Source organism: Clavibacter sp. VKM Ac-2873 (assembly GCF_015351075.1).
Taxonomy (GTDB): Bacteria; Actinomycetota; Actinomycetes; order Actinomycetales; family Microbacteriaceae; genus Clavibacter.
The window spans coordinates 1360416-1377935 of the sequence record NZ_JADKRS010000001.1 but is presented as its reverse complement, the minus strand read 5'-3'; the positions used below and the strand labels follow the sequence as shown (position 1 = coordinate 1377935).

Below are 17520 nucleotides of genomic sequence, written 5' to 3'. Positions count from 1 at the left end.
GACCATGACCGACACCATCGACCGCCCCGCCGCGTCCGACGCGGGCGCCCGCGCGATCCACGCCGAGGAGGCGCACGCCGCGCACAACTACCACCCGCTGCCCGTCGTTGTCGCGTCCGGCCAGGGCGCCTGGGTCACCGACCTCGACGGCCGGCGCCTGCTCGACTGCCTGGCCGCGTACTCGGCCGTGAACTTCGGCCACTCGCACCCGGACCTCGTGCGGGTCGCGACCGAGCAGCTCGGGCGGATCACGCTCACGAGCCGCGCCTTCCACAACGACAAGCTGGGCCCGTTCGTCACGGCGCTCGCCGCGCTCGCCGGCAAGGACATGGTGCTGCCGATGAACACGGGCGCCGAGGCCGTGGAGTCCGGGATCAAGGTCGCGCGCGCCTGGGGCTACCGGGTGAAGGGCGTGGCCGCGGGCCGGGCGAAGATCATCGTGATGGCCGGCAACTTCCACGGCCGCACCACCACCATCGTGAGCTTCAGCGACGACGAGGAGGCGCGCGCCGACTTCGGGCCGTTCACGCCCGGGTTCGTCACGGTGCCGTACGGCGACGCCGTGGCGCTCGAGGCGGCGATCGACGAGGACACGGTCGCCGTGCTCGTCGAGCCGATCCAGGGCGAGGCCGGCATCGTCGTGCCGCCCGCCGGCTACCTCGCCGACGTGCGGCGGATCTGCACGCGCGAGCGGGTGCTGATGATCGCGGACGAGATCCAGTCGGGCCTCGGCCGCACGGGCGCGACCTTCGAGTGCGACAACTCCGACGTCGTGCCCGACCTGTACCTGCTCGGCAAGGCGCTCGGCGGCGGCATCGTGCCCGTCTCGGCTGTGGTCGGCGACGCGGACGTGCTGGGCGTCATCCAGCCGGGGCAGCACGGATCCACCTTCGGCGGCAACCCGCTGGCCGCGGCCGTGGGCCACGCGGTGGTCGACATGCTCGCGACGGGCGAGCCGCAGGAGCGCGCGCGTCGCCTCGGCGCCGTGCTGCACGCCCGGCTGGCGGATCTCGTCGGCCACGGTGTCCTCGAGGTCCGCGGCCGCGGGCTGTGGGCCGGCATCGACATCGACCCGGCGCTCGCCACGGGCCGCGTGGTCTGCGAACGGCTCGCCGCGCGCGGCGTGCTCGCCAAGGACACGCACGGCTCGACGATCCGGCTCGCGCCGCCCATCGTGGTGGAGGAGGCGGACCTCGTCTGGGCCGTCGAGCAGCTCGCCGAGGTGCTGACGGAGCTCGGGGCGCGCTGACCCGCGTCCGATCGATCCGCGCCCGGCCGCCTCACGACGCGGCCGGGCGCGTCCGCGTCCGGGGGCCGCGCGGTCGGCGGGGCGCTGCGGGTCCCGCGGGCGCGCGCGTCGCGATGGCCACGCCGGCGGCGACGCACACGACCACGATCGCCCCGAGCTGGATCGGCGACAGCGACTCCCGCAGCACGATCACGCCGAGGATCGCCGCGACCACCGGGCTGAGGCTCGTGAGCACGGCGAACAGGCGCGGGGTTATGCGGCGGAGGATCACGGTGTCGAGCGAGTACGGCACAGCGGACGACAGTAGGCCGATCGCCACGAGGAGGCCGAGGATCCGCCCGTCGATCGCGGCGAGGTCGAGCGTGAGGAGCGCCCACGGCACCAGCACGACGAGGCTCACGATGCTGGCGACCGCGATCCCCTGGAAGCCCGGCAGCCGCTCGGCGACCCGGCGCGTGAAGACGATGTAGCCCGCCCAGGTGATCGCCGCGGTCGCGCCGCAGACGAGGCCGAACGGGTCGATCCGGCCCTCGAGCCCGGTGAGCACCACGACGCCCGCGGCCGCGACGAGCGCGCACGCGGCGTCGAGCAGGCGGCGCGACGCGAGCAGCGCGATGGACAGCGGCCCGAGGAACTCGATCGTCGCGGCGATGCCGAGTCCCAGCCGGTCGACGGCCGCGTAGTACGAGAGGTTCATCAGCGAGAGCGCGAGGCCGAGCATCACGGCGGGGACGAGCTGGGCGCGCGTCATGCGGTGGATCCGCGGCCGCGCGACCGGCAGCACGAGCGCCGCCATCATCACCTGCCGCGCGGCGACCACCAGGACGGGGCAGACGACGGGGATCACGAGCCCGGCGAGAGACGACCCGTAGCTGACGCTCACGATGGTGCCGACCTGCAGCGCGGCGCCCGCGGCGGTGCTGCGGGTCCCGTGGGCGTCCGTCGCGCCGACGACCGCGCCCTCGACGCCGGCCGGGGTGGTGCCGGGGGCGGATCCCGGGTGCGCGCCCGCGGGGTCGGCGGGGTCCCCGGGGCTGGTCACCTCGCGAGCGTACCGACGCGGGGGACGGACGACCGGGCGGCGATCGGCGGCGTCGCGCGGCGGATCAGCGGACGAGGTCGCCGAACGGCTCGGGCGGCGGAGGCACCTGGCCCGCCGCGAGCAGCACCGCCTGCTCGAGCTCGTCCGCCACGTCCTCCCAGCGGTCGTCGCACGCGTCGCAGCCGCACGCGGGGAACGCCTCGGGGAACCGGCGGCCCGCGTGCAGCATCACCCCGGGGAACGACGTCCACTCGAGCGCGAGCGTCCCGCCGCTCCCGTCGCGCGGCGTGAGACGGACGGAGCGGACGGCGTCGGGGTGAGGATCCGCGAGGGCCGGATCCGGGCCCTCCACGACGCTCACCTCGTGCGTCGCCGCGAGGTGCGCGACGAGCGCATCGGCCACCGCGTGCAGCGGCGCGAACCGCTCGAGGTGCGAGGTGTGCGAGTACGCGTCCTCGGGCGGGCCGTCGGCGTCGTCCCATCGGGATCCGTACGGGACGCCGGCGTCGTCGAGCCCCGGCGGGGCGTCGATGGCGGGGCGGACGAAGGTGGGCACGGGCAGGCGCGTCCGCCTAGCGCGGCAGCGCGTTCCCGTCGGCGTCGAGGTGGTCGCGCCAGCTGCGCGTCGGCTCCCAGCCGAGGAGGCGGCGGGCCTTGGCGGTCGAGATGCCCGACGAGTCCACGCGCTCGATCGCGCGCAGCTCGATGGCGTCGCCGTAGTGCCGCTTCAGCTCCGCGGCGAAGTCGTGGCCGCCCGCGTTGTCGGCGGCGGCGATGTAGAAGACCTCGTGGCCCGGCAGGTCGGAGGCGACCGCGAGCACGATCGCGTCGGCCAGGTCGTCCGCGTCGATGTAGCTCCAGAGGTTCGCCGTGAGCACGGAGGCGTCGCGCACCTGCTTGCCGAGGTTCGACGCGTAGTTGTCCTCGTTGTGCACGGTGCTCGGGCGGAGCGAGATCACGCGGATGTCGGAGCGGCGCACGGCCGCGTCCATCAGCTGCTCGCCGAAGGCCTTCGAGAGCGCGTACGGATCCTGGGGGCGGAGCGGGTGCTCCTCGTCGACGGGCGCGTAGTCGGGCAGGAACGGCCGCTCCGGGAAGAAGTTGCCGACGATGCTCTCGCTCGAGATGTTCACGAAGCGCGGCACCCCGAAGCGCACGGCGGCCTCGATCAGGTGGAACGTCGACATGAGGTTCGTCTGCAGCACGACGTGCGCCGGGTTGCCGGTGGGCTGCGGGATCGCGGCGACGTGGACGACCGCGTCCATGCCGGCGACGACCGCGAACGCGGCGCCCTGGTCGGTGAGGTCCGCCATGACGTAGCGGCCGGGCACGACGACGCCGGCGTCGAAGACGGGGCGGACCAGGTCGACGCCCGTGACGTCGTGGCCCGCGGCGACGAGCGCCTCGACGGCGGCGCGGCCGACCTTCCCGCGGGATCCGGTGACGAGGACCTTCATGCGCCGACCCCCGCCTGGCCGTCGGGCGCCGTCATCACGACGGGCACGAACGGGTCGTCCTCGAGCCGCTCGGCGAACCACGTCTCGTCGACGTAGCCCTCCGACCACAGCTTCAGCGGCGTCGCGACGGTGGGCGTGAACAGCTCCCACCGGGTCCAGAGGCGCGCCTCCTCCGTCATCATGCGGCCGACCTCGCGCGTCCAGCGGACGACGACGTGGTCGGCGGGCAGCAGGCGCTCGAAGGCGGCCTGCGCCTCGGCCAGGCGGGCGGACCTCGTGCCGTCGCCCGAGACCTGCTCGGCGCTGAGGGCGAGCACCAGCGTCCAGGTCGTGCTCTGCAGCTCGGGATCCCGGGGCGCGGCGGCGGCGTCGGTTCCGGGCGTGGCGGGGGTGGTGTCGTGGCTCATGCGGCGTCGCGCTCCTCGTGTCGATCGAGTCTGCCACGCGGTGTCGCGCGCGTCCGGAGCGCGAGGTGCACCAGGACGCCGGCGACGAGCGCGCAGAAGGCGGCGCCGAGCCCGCCGACCGTGATCCCGGACGCGGCCACCACGAAGGTCGCGACCGCGGGCAGGTGCGCCCCCGGTTCCCGCACCGCGGACGCGAGGCTCGACGCGAGCGACGGCGCGAGCGCGAGCCCGGCGGCCGCCGCGACGACGCCGGCCGGCCCCGCGACGATCACGGCGGCGAGCGCGGCCGAGGCCAGCCCGAGCACGAGGTTGGTCCACCCGGCGGTGCTCGCGGCGCGCCACCGCTCACGCGTGTCCGGGTGCGCGGAGGGCGCCGCCGAGAGCGCGGCCGACAGGGCGGCGAGGTTCACGGCGTGCCCGCCGAAGGGCGCGCTCACGAGGGTGGCCGCGGCGGTCGTCGTCATCGCGGCCCGCCACGGCGTCTCGTAGCCGAAGCTCGCGAGCACCGCGACGCCCGGCAGGTTCTGCGACGCCATGGTCACGACGAACAGCGGGATCCCGAGCGCGACCGCGGCCGCGGCCGTGAAGACGGGCGCCGTCAGCTCGATGCGCGGCACGAGGTGCGCGAGGTCGAGCGACGTGCCAGGGGCGGGCCCCGCGACCGCGAGCGAGATCCCGACCACCGCGAGCGCGGCGGCCAGCGCGGTCGGGGCCGCCCAGCGCGGGGCGAGGCGGGCGGCGACGAGCCAGGCGAGGATCACGGGCAGCACGACGAGCGGGGTCGCGACGGCCGCCGTCACGGTCGCGACGCAGAGGGGGAGGAGCACGCCCGCGAGCATCGCGGCGGCCACGCTCGCGGGGATCAGGCGCACGAGCCGGCCGAGCAGGGGCCAGAGCGCGGTCGCGAGCACGAGGATCCCGCAGACGAGGAACGCGCCGACCGCCGCGGCCCAGCCGCCCTCGACCGCGCCGGATCCGATGAGCAGCGCCGCCCCCGGGGTCGACCAGGAGAGCGTGATCGGGCGGCGGAAGCGGTGCGCGAGGAGCACGGTGCCGAGCCCCTGCGTGACGCACAGCGCGAGCAGCCCGGATGCGGCCTGGGATGGCGACGCCCCCACCGCGGTGAGGCCCGTGAGCACGACCGCCGACGTGCCGGCGAAGCCGACGACCGCGGTCACGATGCCCGCCCCGCGCGCCTGCCCCCGACCGCCGGGCGCCTCGATGACCGTCATGCGCGCTCCCGACCGGACGCCGGTGGTCCTGTCGCCCGATCCTAGGGTCGGCGCCGCGCCGCTCCGGCATCGTCCAGCGGATCTCATCGGGTATGGAAATAGAAGTGGATGGTGATGTTCGCACTGATTTCGGTTAGCGTCGAAACGTCCGCGCTCCACCGACCTCGACGAGGCCCGCCATCTCCCGCACCGCACGCACCTCCCGCCCCGCCGTCCGGCGCCCGCGGAACGCGGCCGCGCCGCGCCTCCGGCTGGCCGCCGCGCTCGCCGCGTCCGGCCTCCTGCTCGGCCTCGGCGTCCCGTCGGCGCAGGCCGCCGAGGAGTACCCGACCTGGTCCGAGGTGCAGGCCGCGCGCTCGAGCGAGCAGGCCACCGCCGACCAGGTCACGCGCATCACCTCGCTCATCTCCGGCCTGGCCGCCGAGGTCGATGCGGCCGCCGCGCTCGCTCTCCAGCGCGCCGACGAGCACGCCGCCGCGGTGGATGCGCTCGACGAGGCGACCGGCGAGCTCCAGGCCCTCGAGTCCAAGGCCGAGCGGGCGCAGGCCGACGCCGACCAGGCGAAGCGCCAGGTCGGCCAGCTCGTAGCCCAGCTCGCGCGCAGCGGCGGCGGCGGCGACGTCTCCCTCCGCCTCTTCACGAGCGGAGGCGAGGACGCCGACGCCCTCCTCTCCCGCATGGGCACCGCGACCAAGCTCGCCGACCGCCAGGACACCGCGTTCACCGCCGCCGTCACCTCGGCTCGCACGGCCGCGTCCCTCGGCAAGCAGGCCTCCGTCGCGAAGGAGGCGCTCGCCGCCCTCGCCGCCGATGCCGAGGCCAAGCTGCAGGAGGCGTCCGCGGCGCAGGCCCGTGCGGATCAGGCGCTCGCCGAGCAGGAGACCCGCAGCTCGGAGCTCCAGGCGCAGCTGACCACGCTCCGGGACTCCCGCATCTCCGTCGAGGAGGGCTTCGCGATCGGCGAGCGGAAGCGCCAGGAGGCGGCGGCCGCCGAGGCGCGTCGCCGGGCGGAGGCCGCCGCGGCCGCCGCTGCCGCCAACGCCGCCGCGCGACCGCCCGCCAACGCCCCGCGCCCGCCGTCGTCGGGCGGCCAGCCCTCCGCGTCCGGCTGGACGATGCCCATCCGGAGCTACGGCTTCTACCAGTCCTACGGGATGCGCCTGCACCCCATCGCGAAGGTGTGGCGGCTCCACGCCGGGGACGACTTCGGCACGGGTTGCGGCACGCCCATCTACGCGGCCGCGGCCGGCACGGTGCAGTTCGCGGGCGGATCCAGCGGGTTCGGCAACGCGATCACGCTCAACCACGGCGGCGGCGTCACGAGCGTGTACGGCCACATGTACTCGTACGGCGTGATGGTGCGCACGGGCCAGACCGTGCAGGCGGGGCAGCAGATCGGCGCGGTCGGCAACGCGGGCTACAGCACCGGCTGCCACCTCCACTTCGAGATCCGGCAGGGCGGCGTCGCCACCTCGCCCATGCCGTTCCTCCGCGCCCGCGGCGTCTGACCCTCCGAGTACGCTGAGCGCGTCGACGACCGGAGGGTGCGACGCATGACGGGACGCATCAGGCGGTTCGCGGAGGCCGTGGCCCGCCCGGCGATCTTCGCGCAGTTCGTCGCCCTCCGCACGGGCCTCGAGGGCGCGGTCTTCCCCCGGGATGCCGCGTCCGGCGTCGTGCCGGGCGACTTCCCGCAACGCGTGCTGGTCATCGGCGAGGCGACGGCCGTCGGCATGGGCGTGCTCTCGCACGAGCTCGGCATGGCCGGTCACTTCTCCCGCCAGCTGGCCCGCCGCACGGGTCGCGGCGTCGAGTGGGCGACGCGCCCCTTCTCCGACCTCACGATCCACAGCGCCTCGAGCACCGTCCGCGACCGGGCGCTCCTCGACGGGGTCGACGTGGTGCTCCTCATGGTGGGCGTGGGCGACAGCATCCGGCTCACGCCCCAGCGCACCTGGCGTCGGCTGCTCGGCGCGGCCGTCGACGACCTGACGCGGGGGCTGCCGGAGGATGCGCGCGTGCTCATCCCCGAGGTCCCGCCGCTGAACGGCAGCGTCGGGATCCCCGTGGCCTGGCGTGCGGTCGCCGCCCGGCACGCCCGGCTGCTCAACCGCGTGACGGCCGAGATCGTCGCGTCCCGCCCGCAGGTCGTCGCCGTCCCGTTCCCCGGCGACCGGGTCGTGGACCTCGGCGATCCGGATGCCGCACAGGCCTCCCGCGTCTACGCCTCGTGGTCGCGCGCCTGCGTCCAGCAGCTCCTCGGGTCCTCCCGCTCCGGCGAGGCGTGACCTGCGGTTGACCGTTCCCTGTGCATTCCTCGGGTGCCGGATGCCCGGCCGGGCCCCGGCGTAGCGTCGAAGGCGTGCCCGCGCCGGTGCCCACATCGGCGCTCGGGCTCCTGGATCGCACGAGGATCCGACCCACGCACCGAATCCGAACGAGGAGAAGCAATGCCCCGAGTAATCGAGACCGTCGACGTCAACGTCCCCGTCAGCACCGCCTACAACCAGTGGACCCAGTTCGAGTCGTTCCCGAACTTCCTCAGCTACGTGGAGTCGATCACGCAGGTCACCGACACGCTCACCGAGTGGAAGGTCAAGATCGGCGGCATCGAGCGCACGTTCGAGGCGAACATCACCGAGCAGCACCCCGACGAGCGCGTCGCCTGGAACTCCACGGGCGGCGACGAGGACCACGCCGGCGTCGTCACGTTCCACAAGCTCAGCGACGCCGAGACCCGCGTCACCGTCCAGCTGGACTGGGAGGCGAAGGGCCTCGTCGAGAAGGTCGGGGCCGCGATCGGCGTCGACGACCACGTCATCAAGAAGGACCTCGAGAACTTCAAGGAGTTCATCGAGAAGCGCGGCACCGAGGACGGCGCCTGGCGCGGGGACGTCCAGGCCTGATCGTGGACACCTCCGAGATCGTCTGGAACCAGGAGGCGCGCGACAAGATCCTCACCGACAGCGACCGCGTGCTCCAGGAGGCCGTGCTCACCGCGGCGAAGGAGCTGCAGGGCGAGGACTGGGAGACCGTGTACCAGCGCCTCTTCGAGCAGCTCAAGGGCCGGTTCATCGACTTCGAGCCGGGGCCGGACCTGCGCAAGTACGCCGAGGCCGTCTCCCGCGGGGAGATCACGGGCTGACGACGGCGACACCGCACCACCGGGAGGGCCCGGCATCCACGAGGGTGCCGGGCCCTTCGTGCGTCCTGATTCCCTCAGCTGCTGGATACGCTGGATCCGCGCCACGGGGCGCAGCGAGCACGGGAGACGCGATGGGCGACACGCACGACGACGGACGGCCGGACGCGGGACAGGGTCAGGCGTCTGTGGCGGAGGGATCGGCTTATGGCCCCGGCTCCGTGCCGCCGCCCGGCTACCACGGGATGGTCCTCCTGCCGCACGCGCTGCGTCCGCTGCCGGCGCACATCGACCCCGCCTGGCGCCTCGCGGGCGTCGGCCGGCGTGCGGCCGGCCGGATCCTCGACCAGGTCGTCCTCGGATTCGTCGGCGGGCTGTCGGCGGCCGCGTCCATCATCCCGATCCAGGGCATGGCGCGTCAGCGGATCACCGACCTGCAGCTGTTCGGGGAGGCCGCGGACGACGTGATGGACGCCTCGTTCGGCGGCGCCGTGCTCGCCATCTTCATCAGCCTCATCGCCTACCTCCTCATCGCCACGTGGTGGCTGGGATGGAAGGGCACGACGCCCGGGAAGGCCATGGTCGGCATCCGCGTCCAGCGCTTCTCGGAGCCCGGCGCGCTCGGCTTCGGACGGGCCCTCCTCCGCGGCGTCGTGCAGAACGGGTTCGTCCTCGGCTGGCTGTTCACGGTCTGGCTGCCGTACGCGTCCGTCGGCTGGGACCCGCGGCACCTCCTCCGCGGATGGCACGACCTCGCCGCGGACGACGTCGTGCTGGCGCGCCGCGCGGAGCCGTTCCCCGCGTACTGACGGAGGCGTCCGCGGACGCGCCCGGGTCGCGGCGAGCCTGACGAGGGCCTGGGAGAAGGCGTCGCCGAGGAATGCCGTCGCGGGGTCGCCGGGTTGCCCGAGGGCGGTCCGCTGGGGCCGCTGGCCCGCCGCCCTCCCCGACGCGATCCGTCGCGGTGCGCGCCCCGGCCACCCGCGAGACGAAGGATCCCCACGTGAAGCTGTTCTCCCCCGTCGCCCTCGGCGCCCTCGAGCTCCCCAACCGCGTCGCCATGGCGCCCCTCACGCGCATGCGCTCCGACGAGCACGGCGTGCCCGGCGACCTCGTCGTCGAGTACTACCGCCAGCGCGCCTCCACCGGCCTCATCGTCTCCGAGGGCGTGTTCACCAGCGAGCGCAGCAAGGCGTACCCGGGCCAGCCCGGCATCGTGACGGACGAGCAGATCGCCGGCTGGCGCCGCGTCACCGACGCCGTGCACGAGGCCGGCGGACGCATCGTCATGCAGCTCATGCACGGCGGCCGCGTCTCGCACGAGGAGATCACGGGCGGCCTTCCGCTGCTCGCGCCGAGCGCCATCGCGATCCAGGGCGAGGTGCACACGCCCTCGGGCAAGGCGCCGTACCCCGTGCCGAGCGAGCCCGAGACCGACGAGGTCCCGCTCATCGTCGACGAGCTCGCGGTCGCCGCGCGCAACGCGGTCGACGCCGGGTTCGACGGCGTGGAGATCCACTCCGCCAACGGCTACCTGCTGCACGAGTTCCTCTCGCCCGTCTCGAACGTGCGCACCGACGCCTACGGCGGATCGCCCGCCAACCGCGCGAAGCTCGGCATCGACGTGGCGCACGCGGTCGCGCGGGAGATCGGCGCCGAGCGCGTCGGCATCCGCATCTCGCCGTCGCACAACATCCAGGACGTGCTCGAGGAGGACGCCGACGAGACCCGCGCCACCTACGAGGCGCTGCTCTCCGGCATCGCGCCGCTCGGCCTCGCCTACGTCAGCATCCTGCACGCGGAGCCCGCGGGCGAGCTCGTGCAGGGCCTGCGGACGACGTTCGGCGGTCCGCTCATGATCAACAGCGGCTTCGGCGTGCAGACCGAGCGCGATGAGGCGATCCAGCTCGTCGAGGAGGGCACGGCCGACGTCGTGGCCGTCGGCCGCATGGTCATCGCCAACCCCGACCTCGTCGAGCGCTGGGAGCAGGGCCTCGAGACCAACGAGCCGAACCCCGCGACGTTCTACGGCCCCAGCGCCGAGGGCTACACGGACTACCCGGCGCTCGTGCGCTGATCCGCGCCGCCTGACCGGCGCAGGCCGGCACCGCACGAGGCCGGGCTCACTCCGAGGGAGCGAGCCCGGCCTCGTGCACGAGCACGGCGACCTGCACGCGGCCGTCGACGCCGAGCTTGTCGAGCACGTGCCCGACGTGGGTCTTCACGGTCGCGACGCCGAGGAACAGGTCGGCCGCGATGCGGGCGTTCGACCAGCCGCGCGCGATGGCGAGCGCCACCTCCTGCTCCCGCTCCGTCAGCGTCGCGTAGCGCTCCCGCTCGGCCGTGCGGTCGGCGCGGTCGCGCTGCGCGGCCACGCCGATCACGGTGTCGAGCACCGACGGCGAGAGGATCGACCGGCCCGCCGCAACCTGCCGCACCGCGTGGACGAGGTCCACCGGGGGAGTGTCCTTGAGCAGGAAGCCGCGCGCGCCCGCCCGGAGCGCCCCGAGCACGAGCTCGTCGGCGTCGAAGGTCGTGAGGACGATGACCGGCAGGTCGGGCCGGCGGGCGACCTCGCGGGCGGTGGCGGTGATCCCGTCGCACACCGGCATGCGGATGTCCATGAGCACGACGTCGGGCGCGCTGCGGCTGATCACGGCGCCGGCCGCGAGCCCGTCGGCCGCCTCGCCCACGACCTCCAGCCCGTGCCCGCCGCCCAGCAGCATCGCGAGGCCCGCGCGGACGAGCGCGTCGTCGTCGACGATCACGACCCGGATCGGCGGACCGCCCGCGCTCATGCCGTCCACGGGAGCACCACCTCGACCACGTGCTGCCCGTCGCGCCGGGCGACGTCGAGCGTGCCGTCCACGGAGCGGGCCCGCTCGGCGATCCCCGCGAGGCCGTGGCCGATCGTCGGCTCCGGCGACCCGGCGGCGGCCGGCGGCGGCACGGGGTTCCCCACGACGATGCGCAGTCGTCCGCCCGCCCTGCCGTCCAGCGACACGTCGATCGGCGCGCCCGGCGCGTGCCGTCGCGCGTTGGTGAGGCACTCCTGGATCGCGCGGTAGGCATGCCGGGAGGTCGTCGCGGAGAGCCGCGGGAGGTCGTCCCTGGTGTCGGGGTGGACGTCGGCGCGCACCTCGACACCGAGGCTGCGGGCCTCGTCGAGGAGCGCCGGCAGCTCGGCGAGCGTCGGCTGCGGAGGCGCCACGGCCGGCGCGCCCGACGGATCGCGCAGCACGCCGAGGACGCCGCGCAGCTCGGTGAGCGCGGTGCGGGCGTTGTCGCGCACCACGCCCGCGGTGGCGCGGACCTCGGCGGCGTCCAGGTCGTCGCGGTACTCCAGCGCCCCCGCGTGCAGGGCGACCAGGGAGAGCCGGTGCGCGAGCACGTCGTGCATCTCCCGGGCGATCCGGGTGCGCTCGTGGTCGGCGGCCTGCGCGGATCGGAGCGCCTGCTCCTCCTCCGTGAGCCGCGCCCGCTCGCGGAGCGACGCCAGGAGCTCCCGGCGGCCGCCCACGTAGAGCCCCACGACGATCAGCAGGCCGAGCGCCACGAGGAGGAGGGCCGCCGTGAGCGGCAGCTCCGCCGGGGTCACCGGCAGGGCGGAGAGGCCGGCGCCCTCCCACACGCCGACGGCGGCGATCCAGACGGCGGCGGCGATCGCGATCTCCCGCGGCCGACGGCGCACGGCGAGCGACACGAGGGCGATGGCCGAGGCGACGAGCCCGAGGCTCGACACCGCCGCGATGGCGGCCAGCACCGACGCGACCGCGAGGGGCGCGAACCGGCGCAGCGGCAGGAGCGCGATGCCCACGAGGCCGGCTGCCGCGTCGAGCAGGAGGAGGAGCCCGACGCGCGTGCCGCCGGCGCCGGCCTCGTCGACGAGCGTGAGCATGGCGCCGAACGCCACCGTGCCGATCGCGAGCGACAGCATCACGAGCGCCGCCTCCCGGCCGATGGCGCGGGCACGGCGGGCGGACCCGATGCGGGGGACGTGCGCGGAGGAGGGCATGCCCCGACCCTACGGAGCGGCGCGAGCCCGCCGGATCGACCGGAAGGGGGAGATGGTGCCCTCGGAGCGGGTCCCCGCGTCGGGAGGCGCGGAGGTCAGCGGCCGGCGCGGGCCGCGCGGCGCTCGGCGCGGGAGGCGCGCCAGCGGCGCCAGGCGTCCCAGAAGCGGTGCAGCTGGCGCTTGAGGAACACGTTCACGCGGTGCGCGGCGGGGAACTCGGTGCCGAGCACGGCGATCCCGAGGAAGACGATGAGCCAGCCGGGCCCGGGCAGCGGGATGAGCACGATGCCGACGAGGACGATGGCGACGCCGAGGAGCCCCACGAGGATCCGGTACAGCCAGCGGGCCTTCGGGTGCAGCTCGATCCAGGCCCGGCAGCGGCGCAGGAACCGCCGCAGCGGATGCGCGTGGCTGGAGCCCGCCTCGTACTCGCGGGTCAGGGTGTCGGACATGGATCCACGGTACGGGCGAGCCCGGGGAATCGTCTCCCTCACCCGGGGAATCCGCAGGATGCCGGCACGCGACGGCCAGACGGGCGTCAGCGCGCGGCCGGCGCCGTGATCCGGCGGGCCGCCTCCACCACGGCCGCGCGGTCCGCGGCGCGCGCCCGCGGCGAGTCCTGGTGCATCGCCGGGTAGGGCGACTGCACCCACGCCTGCGCGAGCGCGAACAGCATCGTGAGGAGGCGCTGCGGATCCCACGACGGGTCGATGTGGCCCTCCTCCTGCCCGCGGCGGATCGCCTGCACCTTGGCCGACGGCGACGTCTCGCTGTGCGGCACGTCGAGCTCCAGGCCGTCGAGCCGGGCCCACGCGAGCATCCGGCGGTGCTGCGGGTGCTCGTAGGCGTGGTCGAAGAGCTGGCCGACGAAGCCGGGGAGGTCGGCGGGATCCAGCGTCACGGCGGAGAAGAACTCGATGCCGTTGAGCTTCAGCACCGCGTGGAACAGCGACTCCTTGTCGGTGAAGTGCGCGTAGAGCCGCTCCTTGCTCGCGCGGCCCGAGCGGGCGATGCGGTCGACCCGCGCGCCGGCCAGCCCGTGCGCGGCGAACTCCTCGCGCGCGGCCAGGAGGATGCGGTGCCGGACGTCGTCCTGCTTCTCGTCGGTGGTGGATCGGGCGGACCCCGTCGTCGCTGCCATGTGAACAGCGTATGTCAAACGAACCGGTTCGTTTGACTCTGTGCACGGCGCGGCCCTAGATTGGACCGTCCTCGCCCGCCCGGGCGCCGCACGATCCTCCAGGAGCACCAGATCTCGCACGCACGCACCCCTGAGAACGCACCGCCGTCCACGTCCTCCGCCGCGTCCGTCGGCCACACCGCGTCCGCCTCCCCGGCGGCACCCGCCGCGCCGTCCGCCCGCAGCAAGTGGATCCTCCTCGCCGTCGTCGCCCTCGCCCAGCTGATGGTCGTGCTCGACGGCACCATCGTGAACATCGCCCTGCCCGCCGCGCAGCGCGACCTCGGCATGACCGACGCCGACCGCACCTGGGTCGTCACCGTCTACGCGCTGGCGTTCGGCTCGCTCCTCCTGCTCGGCGGCCGCATCGCCGACTACTGGGGACGCAAGCGCTCCTTCCTCGTCGGCATGGTCGGCTTCGCGGCCGCCTCCGCGCTCGGCGGATTCGCCGTCTCGAGCGAGATGCTCCTCATCGCCCGAGGCCTGCAGGGCGTGTTCGCCGCGCTCCTCGCCCCCGCCGCGCTCGCGCTGCTCTCGGTGACCTTCCCGTCCGGCCCCGACCGCGTCAAGGCGTTCGCGGTCTACGGCACCATCGCCGGATCCGGCGCGGCCGTCGGCCTGCTGCTCGGCGGCGTGCTCACCGAGTACCTCAGCTGGCACTGGTGCCTGCTCGTCAACGTGCCCATCGCGGTCGTCGCGATCGTCGCCGGCATCCCGCTGGTGAAGGAGAGCCGCGCCGACGGCGACCGCAGCTACGACGTGCCCGGCGCCCTGCTCGTCACCCTCGGCCTCGCGTCGATCGTCTACGGCTTCTCCCGCGCGGAGAACGGCTGGGGCGAGCCCGACACCATCGGCTTCCTCGCGCTCGGCGTGGGCATCATGGTCGCCTTCGTCTGGTGGGAGTCGAAGGCGCGCAACCCGCTGCTGCCGCTCCGCGTGGTCGCCGACCGCACCCGCGGCGGCGCGTACCTCACCTCCGTGATGGTGGGCGCGGCGCTCCTCGGCGGGCTGCTGTACCTCACGCTGCACTTCCAGATCGTGCTCGGCATGCCGCCCCTGATCTCCGGGCTCGCATCGCTGCCGATGGCCGCGACCATCATGCTCACGGCACCGCAGGTCGCGCGGCTCCTGCCGAAGGTCGGCCCGCGCATCCTCATGACGGTCGGCCCCCTCGTCGCGGCCGCCGGGCTCCTGTGGTTCAGCCGGATCACCGTCGACGGCGCGTACGTGGTGCAGGTGCTGCCCGGCCAGATCCTGCTGGGCATCGGGCTCGCCTGCGTGTTCGTGCCCATGCAGAACGTCGCCCTCTCGGGCATCGAGCCGCGGGACGCGGGCGTCGCGGGCGCGGCGCTCACGGGCACGCAGCAGATCGGCGGATCCATCGGCACGGCCGTGTTCACCGCCCTGTTCGCGTCGGCGGTCACCGCGTCCGTCACCGACGGCGTCCAGAACCCGCTGCAGCAGCAGGTCGACGGCTACCACGTGGTGTTCCTGGCCGCGTCGATCGGCGTCGCCTGCGCATCGATCATCGCCTGGTCGATGGTGCGCGTCCCGCTCGAGCGCTTCCGCGAGGGCGCATCGGCCGAGGCCGTCAGCATGCACTGATCCCTCGCCGGATCCGACGACGACGCCCCTCCCGCAGCGCGCGGCAGGGGCGTCGTCGCGTTCCCGCCGGGTCAGGCGGCGGGCGACCAGCCGAGCGCCGGGCCCAGGCGCTCGGCGATGTCGGTGAGGATCTGCTCGAGGTCGGCCTCGCCGAACGTGAACGGCAGGGCGAACGCGACCTCGTCGACCGCCTGGAACGCGGGATCCGCGTGCAGGGTCGCGGCGATCTCCTCGGACGTGCCCACGAGGTCCGCCGCGAAGAGCATCTTCCGCGGACCCATCGGCACGCCGACGCGGTGCGCCCGGGAGGCGGCGTACGCCTCGTAGCGGGCGACCTGCTCGGGCGTCGCGCGGTCGGTGGGGATCACGACGAGGCCCTGCGAGACGCGCGCATCGGGCCCGCTCGGGTGGGCGGCGCGGTAGGCGTCGATCTGCGCGCGCTGGTTCGTCGCGAAGTCGTTGCCGAGCTCGCCCTGGATCACGCTGGAGGTGAGCAGGTGGAAGCCGTTCTCGCCGGCCCAGACCGCGGAGCGCGTGCTCGCGGCGCCGTACCAGATCCGCTCGGCGAGCCCCGCGGCGTGCGGCTGCACGGTGGAGGCGAACTCCTCCTGGCCCTCGCGGGCGGGGGCGTCGCTGACCGCCTGGCCGCGCACGAGGTCGCGGAAGCGCAGGAGCCGCTCGTAGCCGAGGTCCTCGAGGTCGGCGGTCGCCGGGTAGATCGCGTCGCGGTAGGTCTCGAAGCGCATGGGCGTGCCCACCGAGAAGCCGGGCTGCACGCGTCCGCCCGTCAGCAGGTCCACCGTGGCGAGGTCCTCGGCGAGGCGGAACGGGTTCTCGGCGCCGATGGGCGTGACGGCCGTGCCGAGGTGGATGCGGCGGGTGCGCTGCGAGGCCGCCGCCATGACGGCGACGGGGGAGGAGATCCCGTGCTGGAGGTGGCGGTGCCGCAGCCACGCGCTGTCGAAGCCGAGCTCCTCGCCCCGCTCGATGACGCGGAGCGTGGTCTCGTGGCCGGCGGCGGGATCCGCCGGGTCGAAGGTGCCGATGGTGAGGAAGCCGAGGCGGGAGAGCGGGGTACCGGATGCGGGCATGGACCGATGGTAGGCGGCGCCGCGGCGGCGGCGCGCCGGTTCAGGCGGTCGCGGGTGCCCAGCCGAGCGCCGGGCCGAGGCGCTCGGCGACGTCGGTGAGGATCCGCGCGAGGTCGCCGGCGGGCAGTCCGGACGGGAGCGCGATCGCGAGCTCGTCGGCGGCCTGGACGGCGGGATCGGCGAGCAGGACGGCGGCGATCTCGTCGGACGGGCCCACGAGGTCGGGCGCGCGGACCATGCTCGACGCGGCCCGCGGATCCTCCGACTGGTCGGCCCGCGCGGCCCGCTCGGCGCGCGCCGCGGCGTCGGCCGCGTACCGGGCGCGCTGCTCGGACGTGGCGCCGTCGGTGGGCACGACGACGAGCGCGAGCGTCACGTGCGCGGCGGCCGGATCCGGATGCGCGGCCAGGTAGGCGTCGATGAGGCCGCGCTGGTCGGCCGCGAAGCCGCCGCCGCGGGATCCGCGCTCGGTCACGTCGGACGCGAGCAGGCGGAAGCCGTGCGATCCGGCCCAGGCCGCGGTGCGGAGCGTCGCCGCGCCGTAGCCGATCCGGTCGGCGAGCCCGGGGGACGCCGGCTGGACCGTGGGCGTGAGGGCATCGTCGTCATCGGAGCCGTCGTGCCGCTCGTCCGCCCCCGGCACCCGGCCGCCGCGCAGCAGGTCGCGGAAGCGCAGGAGCCGCTCGCGACCCGGCTCCTCGTGCTCGGCGGTAGTGGGGTGCACGGCCCGGTCGACCGCGGCGACCCGCCGCGGGCTGCCGACCGAGAGTCCGGGACGCAGGCGCCCGCCGGAGAGGAGGTCGATGGTCGCGAGGTCCTCCGCGAGGCGGAGCGGGTTCTCGGCGCGCACGGGGATCGAGGCGGTGCCGAGCCCGATGCGCCGCGCGCGCTGCGACGCCGCGGCGAGCATGGCGACGGGGGAGGAGACGGCGTTCCGGAGGTGGTCGGGCCGGAGCCACGCGGTGTCGAGGCCGAGCGCGTCGCCGAGCTCGACGAGCCGGAGCGCGTCCTCGAGGCCGGTCGCGGGGTCGGCCGGGTCGAACGGGCCGGTGGTGAGGAAGCCGAGGCGCGTCAGCGCGGATCCGGGTGCGGGCATGCGA

Annotated in this window: 19 protein-coding genes; 8 read left to right on the top strand and 11 right to left on the bottom strand. The window is 74.9% G+C overall.

What is annotated here, in order from left to right:
- The first annotated feature begins 4 nt into the window (after window positions 1-4).
- On the top strand, window positions 5-1249 hold the full coding sequence (rocD, locus tag ITJ44_RS06375) for an ornithine--oxo-acid transaminase (RefSeq protein WP_228494504.1): 1245 nt from the start codon (window positions 5-7) through the stop codon (window positions 1247-1249).
- 31 nt (window positions 1250-1280) lie between these two features.
- Here the strand turns inward: rocD and ITJ44_RS06370 are convergent, their stop codons facing one another.
- From ITJ44_RS06370 to ITJ44_RS06350, 5 genes are all read right to left on the bottom strand, one after another.
- Window positions 1281-2291, bottom strand: a complete 1011-nt coding sequence (locus tag ITJ44_RS06370; protein WP_194633868.1) for an EamA family transporter — start codon at window positions 2289-2291, stop codon at window positions 1281-1283.
- Between the two features lie 64 nt (window positions 2292-2355).
- Window positions 2356-2847, bottom strand: coding sequence for a DUF6226 family protein (locus tag ITJ44_RS06365; RefSeq protein ID WP_194633867.1), 492 nt, complete (start codon window positions 2845-2847; stop codon window positions 2356-2358).
- Window positions 2848-2863: 16 nt separating this feature from the next.
- On the bottom strand, window positions 2864-3748 hold the full coding sequence (locus tag ITJ44_RS06360; RefSeq protein WP_194633866.1) for an NAD(P)-dependent oxidoreductase: 885 nt from the start codon (window positions 3746-3748) through the stop codon (window positions 2864-2866).
- Window positions 3745-4155, bottom strand: a complete 411-nt coding sequence (locus ITJ44_RS06355; protein ID WP_194633865.1) for a hypothetical protein — start codon at window positions 4153-4155, stop codon at window positions 3745-3747. Before ITJ44_RS06355 ends, ITJ44_RS06360 begins: the two co-directional genes overlap by 4 nt.
- Window positions 4152-5387 carry a benzoate/H(+) symporter BenE family transporter gene (locus ITJ44_RS06350; RefSeq protein ID WP_194633864.1) on the bottom strand — a complete coding sequence of 412 codons (1236 nt, stop codon included), beginning with the start codon at window positions 5385-5387 and terminating at the stop codon, window positions 4152-4154. The genes ITJ44_RS06355 and ITJ44_RS06350 overlap by 4 nt, the downstream gene beginning before the upstream one ends.
- A 341-nt stretch (window positions 5388-5728) precedes the next feature.
- Between ITJ44_RS06350 and ITJ44_RS06345 the strand changes: the two genes are divergently transcribed.
- The 6 genes from ITJ44_RS06345 to ITJ44_RS06320 all read left to right on the top strand — a co-directional run bounded on the left by ITJ44_RS06345 (window position 5729) and on the right by ITJ44_RS06320 (window position 10606).
- The gene (locus ITJ44_RS06345) at window positions 5729-6895 is read left to right on the top strand and encodes a peptidoglycan DD-metalloendopeptidase family protein (RefSeq protein WP_370551629.1); all 1167 of its coding nucleotides are present in this window, start codon (window positions 5729-5731) and stop codon (window positions 6893-6895) included.
- A gap of 45 nt (window positions 6896-6940) precedes the next feature.
- Complete coding sequence (locus ITJ44_RS06340) at window positions 6941-7675, top strand: SGNH/GDSL hydrolase family protein (RefSeq protein WP_194633863.1); 735 nt, start codon at window positions 6941-6943, stop codon at window positions 7673-7675.
- A 162-nt stretch (window positions 7676-7837) separates the two neighbouring features.
- Window positions 7838-8293 carry an SRPBCC family protein gene (locus ITJ44_RS06335; RefSeq protein ID WP_194633862.1) on the top strand — a complete coding sequence of 152 codons (456 nt, stop codon included), beginning with the start codon at window positions 7838-7840 and terminating at the stop codon, window positions 8291-8293.
- 2 nt (window positions 8294-8295) lie between these two features.
- On the top strand, window positions 8296-8532 hold the full coding sequence (locus tag ITJ44_RS06330) for a hypothetical protein (protein WP_194633861.1): 237 nt from the start codon (window positions 8296-8298) through the stop codon (window positions 8530-8532).
- 131 nt (window positions 8533-8663) lie between these two features.
- Window positions 8664-9338 carry an RDD family protein gene (locus tag ITJ44_RS06325; protein ID WP_194633860.1) on the top strand — a complete coding sequence of 225 codons (675 nt, stop codon included), beginning with the start codon at window positions 8664-8666 and terminating at the stop codon, window positions 9336-9338.
- Between the two features lie 194 nt (window positions 9339-9532).
- Window positions 9533-10606, top strand: coding sequence for an alkene reductase (locus tag ITJ44_RS06320; RefSeq protein WP_194633859.1), 1074 nt, complete (start codon window positions 9533-9535; stop codon window positions 10604-10606).
- 46 nt (window positions 10607-10652) lie between these two features.
- On the opposite strand, the gene ITJ44_RS06315 is transcribed toward ITJ44_RS06320, so the two are convergent.
- From ITJ44_RS06315 to ITJ44_RS06300, 4 genes are all read right to left on the bottom strand, one after another.
- Window positions 10653-11327, bottom strand: a complete 675-nt coding sequence (locus ITJ44_RS06315; RefSeq protein ID WP_194633858.1) for a response regulator transcription factor — start codon at window positions 11325-11327, stop codon at window positions 10653-10655.
- On the bottom strand, window positions 11324-12544 hold the full coding sequence (locus tag ITJ44_RS06310) for a sensor histidine kinase (RefSeq protein ID WP_194633857.1): 1221 nt from the start codon (window positions 12542-12544) through the stop codon (window positions 11324-11326). The genes ITJ44_RS06315 and ITJ44_RS06310 overlap by 4 nt, the downstream gene beginning before the upstream one ends.
- Window positions 12545-12639: 95 nt before the next feature.
- Complete coding sequence (locus tag ITJ44_RS06305; RefSeq protein ID WP_194633856.1) at window positions 12640-12996, bottom strand: TIGR02611 family protein; 357 nt, start codon at window positions 12994-12996, stop codon at window positions 12640-12642.
- A gap of 86 nt (window positions 12997-13082) precedes the next feature.
- Window positions 13083-13685 (bottom strand): TetR family transcriptional regulator, encoded by a 603-nt coding sequence (locus ITJ44_RS06300; protein ID WP_194633855.1) that lies wholly within the window; start codon window positions 13683-13685, stop codon window positions 13083-13085.
- A gap of 60 nt (window positions 13686-13745) precedes the next feature.
- Here ITJ44_RS06300 and ITJ44_RS06295 point away from each other — a divergent pair, with 60 nt between their 5' ends.
- Window positions 13746-15329: an MFS transporter gene (locus tag ITJ44_RS06295; RefSeq protein WP_194633854.1), complete on the top strand. Its 1584-nt coding sequence runs from the start codon at window positions 13746-13748 to the stop codon at window positions 15327-15329.
- 71 nt (window positions 15330-15400) lie between these two features.
- On the opposite strand, the gene ITJ44_RS06290 is transcribed toward ITJ44_RS06295, so the two are convergent.
- A complete protein-coding gene (locus ITJ44_RS06290) occupies window positions 15401-16420 on the bottom strand; it encodes an LLM class flavin-dependent oxidoreductase (protein ID WP_194633853.1) in 1020 nt (339 codons plus the stop codon).
- Window positions 16421-16460: 40 nt separating this feature from the next.
- Window positions 16461-17516, bottom strand: coding sequence for an LLM class flavin-dependent oxidoreductase (locus tag ITJ44_RS06285; protein WP_194633852.1), 1056 nt, complete (start codon window positions 17514-17516; stop codon window positions 16461-16463).
- Window positions 17517-17520: the final 4 nt, after the last annotated feature.

Bases quoted from the DNA above. Each gene is read 5' to 3' on its own strand.
- rocD (WP_228494504.1), top strand. From the start codon at position 5: ATGACCGACACCATCGACCGCCCCGCCGCGTCCGACGCGGGCGCCCGC.
- ITJ44_RS06285 (WP_194633852.1), bottom strand. From the start codon at position 17,516: ATGCCCGCACCCGGATCCGCGCTGACGCGCCTCGGCTTCCTCACCACC.
- ITJ44_RS06300 (WP_194633855.1), bottom strand. From the start codon at position 13,685: ATGGCAGCGACGACGGGGTCCGCCCGATCCACCACCGACGAGAAGCAG.
- ITJ44_RS06355 (WP_194633865.1), bottom strand. From the start codon at position 4,155: ATGAGCCACGACACCACCCCCGCCACGCCCGGAACCGACGCCGCCGCC.
- ITJ44_RS06335 (WP_194633862.1), top strand. From the start codon at position 7,838: ATGCCCCGAGTAATCGAGACCGTCGACGTCAACGTCCCCGTCAGCACC.
- ITJ44_RS06360 (WP_194633866.1), bottom strand. From the start codon at position 3,748: ATGAAGGTCCTCGTCACCGGATCCCGCGGGAAGGTCGGCCGCGCCGCC.
- ITJ44_RS06305 (WP_194633856.1), bottom strand. From the start codon at position 12,996: ATGTCCGACACCCTGACCCGCGAGTACGAGGCGGGCTCCAGCCACGCG.
- ITJ44_RS06310 (WP_194633857.1), bottom strand. From the start codon at position 12,544: ATGCCCTCCTCCGCGCACGTCCCCCGCATCGGGTCCGCCCGCCGTGCC.
- ITJ44_RS06325 (WP_194633860.1), top strand. From the start codon at position 8,664: ATGGGCGACACGCACGACGACGGACGGCCGGACGCGGGACAGGGTCAG.
- ITJ44_RS06350 (WP_194633864.1), bottom strand. From the start codon at position 5,387: ATGACGGTCATCGAGGCGCCCGGCGGTCGGGGGCAGGCGCGCGGGGCG.
- ITJ44_RS06290 (WP_194633853.1), bottom strand. From the start codon at position 16,420: ATGCCCGCATCCGGTACCCCGCTCTCCCGCCTCGGCTTCCTCACCATC.
- ITJ44_RS06315 (WP_194633858.1), bottom strand. From the start codon at position 11,327: ATGAGCGCGGGCGGTCCGCCGATCCGGGTCGTGATCGTCGACGACGAC.
- ITJ44_RS06340 (WP_194633863.1), top strand. From the start codon at position 6,941: ATGACGGGACGCATCAGGCGGTTCGCGGAGGCCGTGGCCCGCCCGGCG.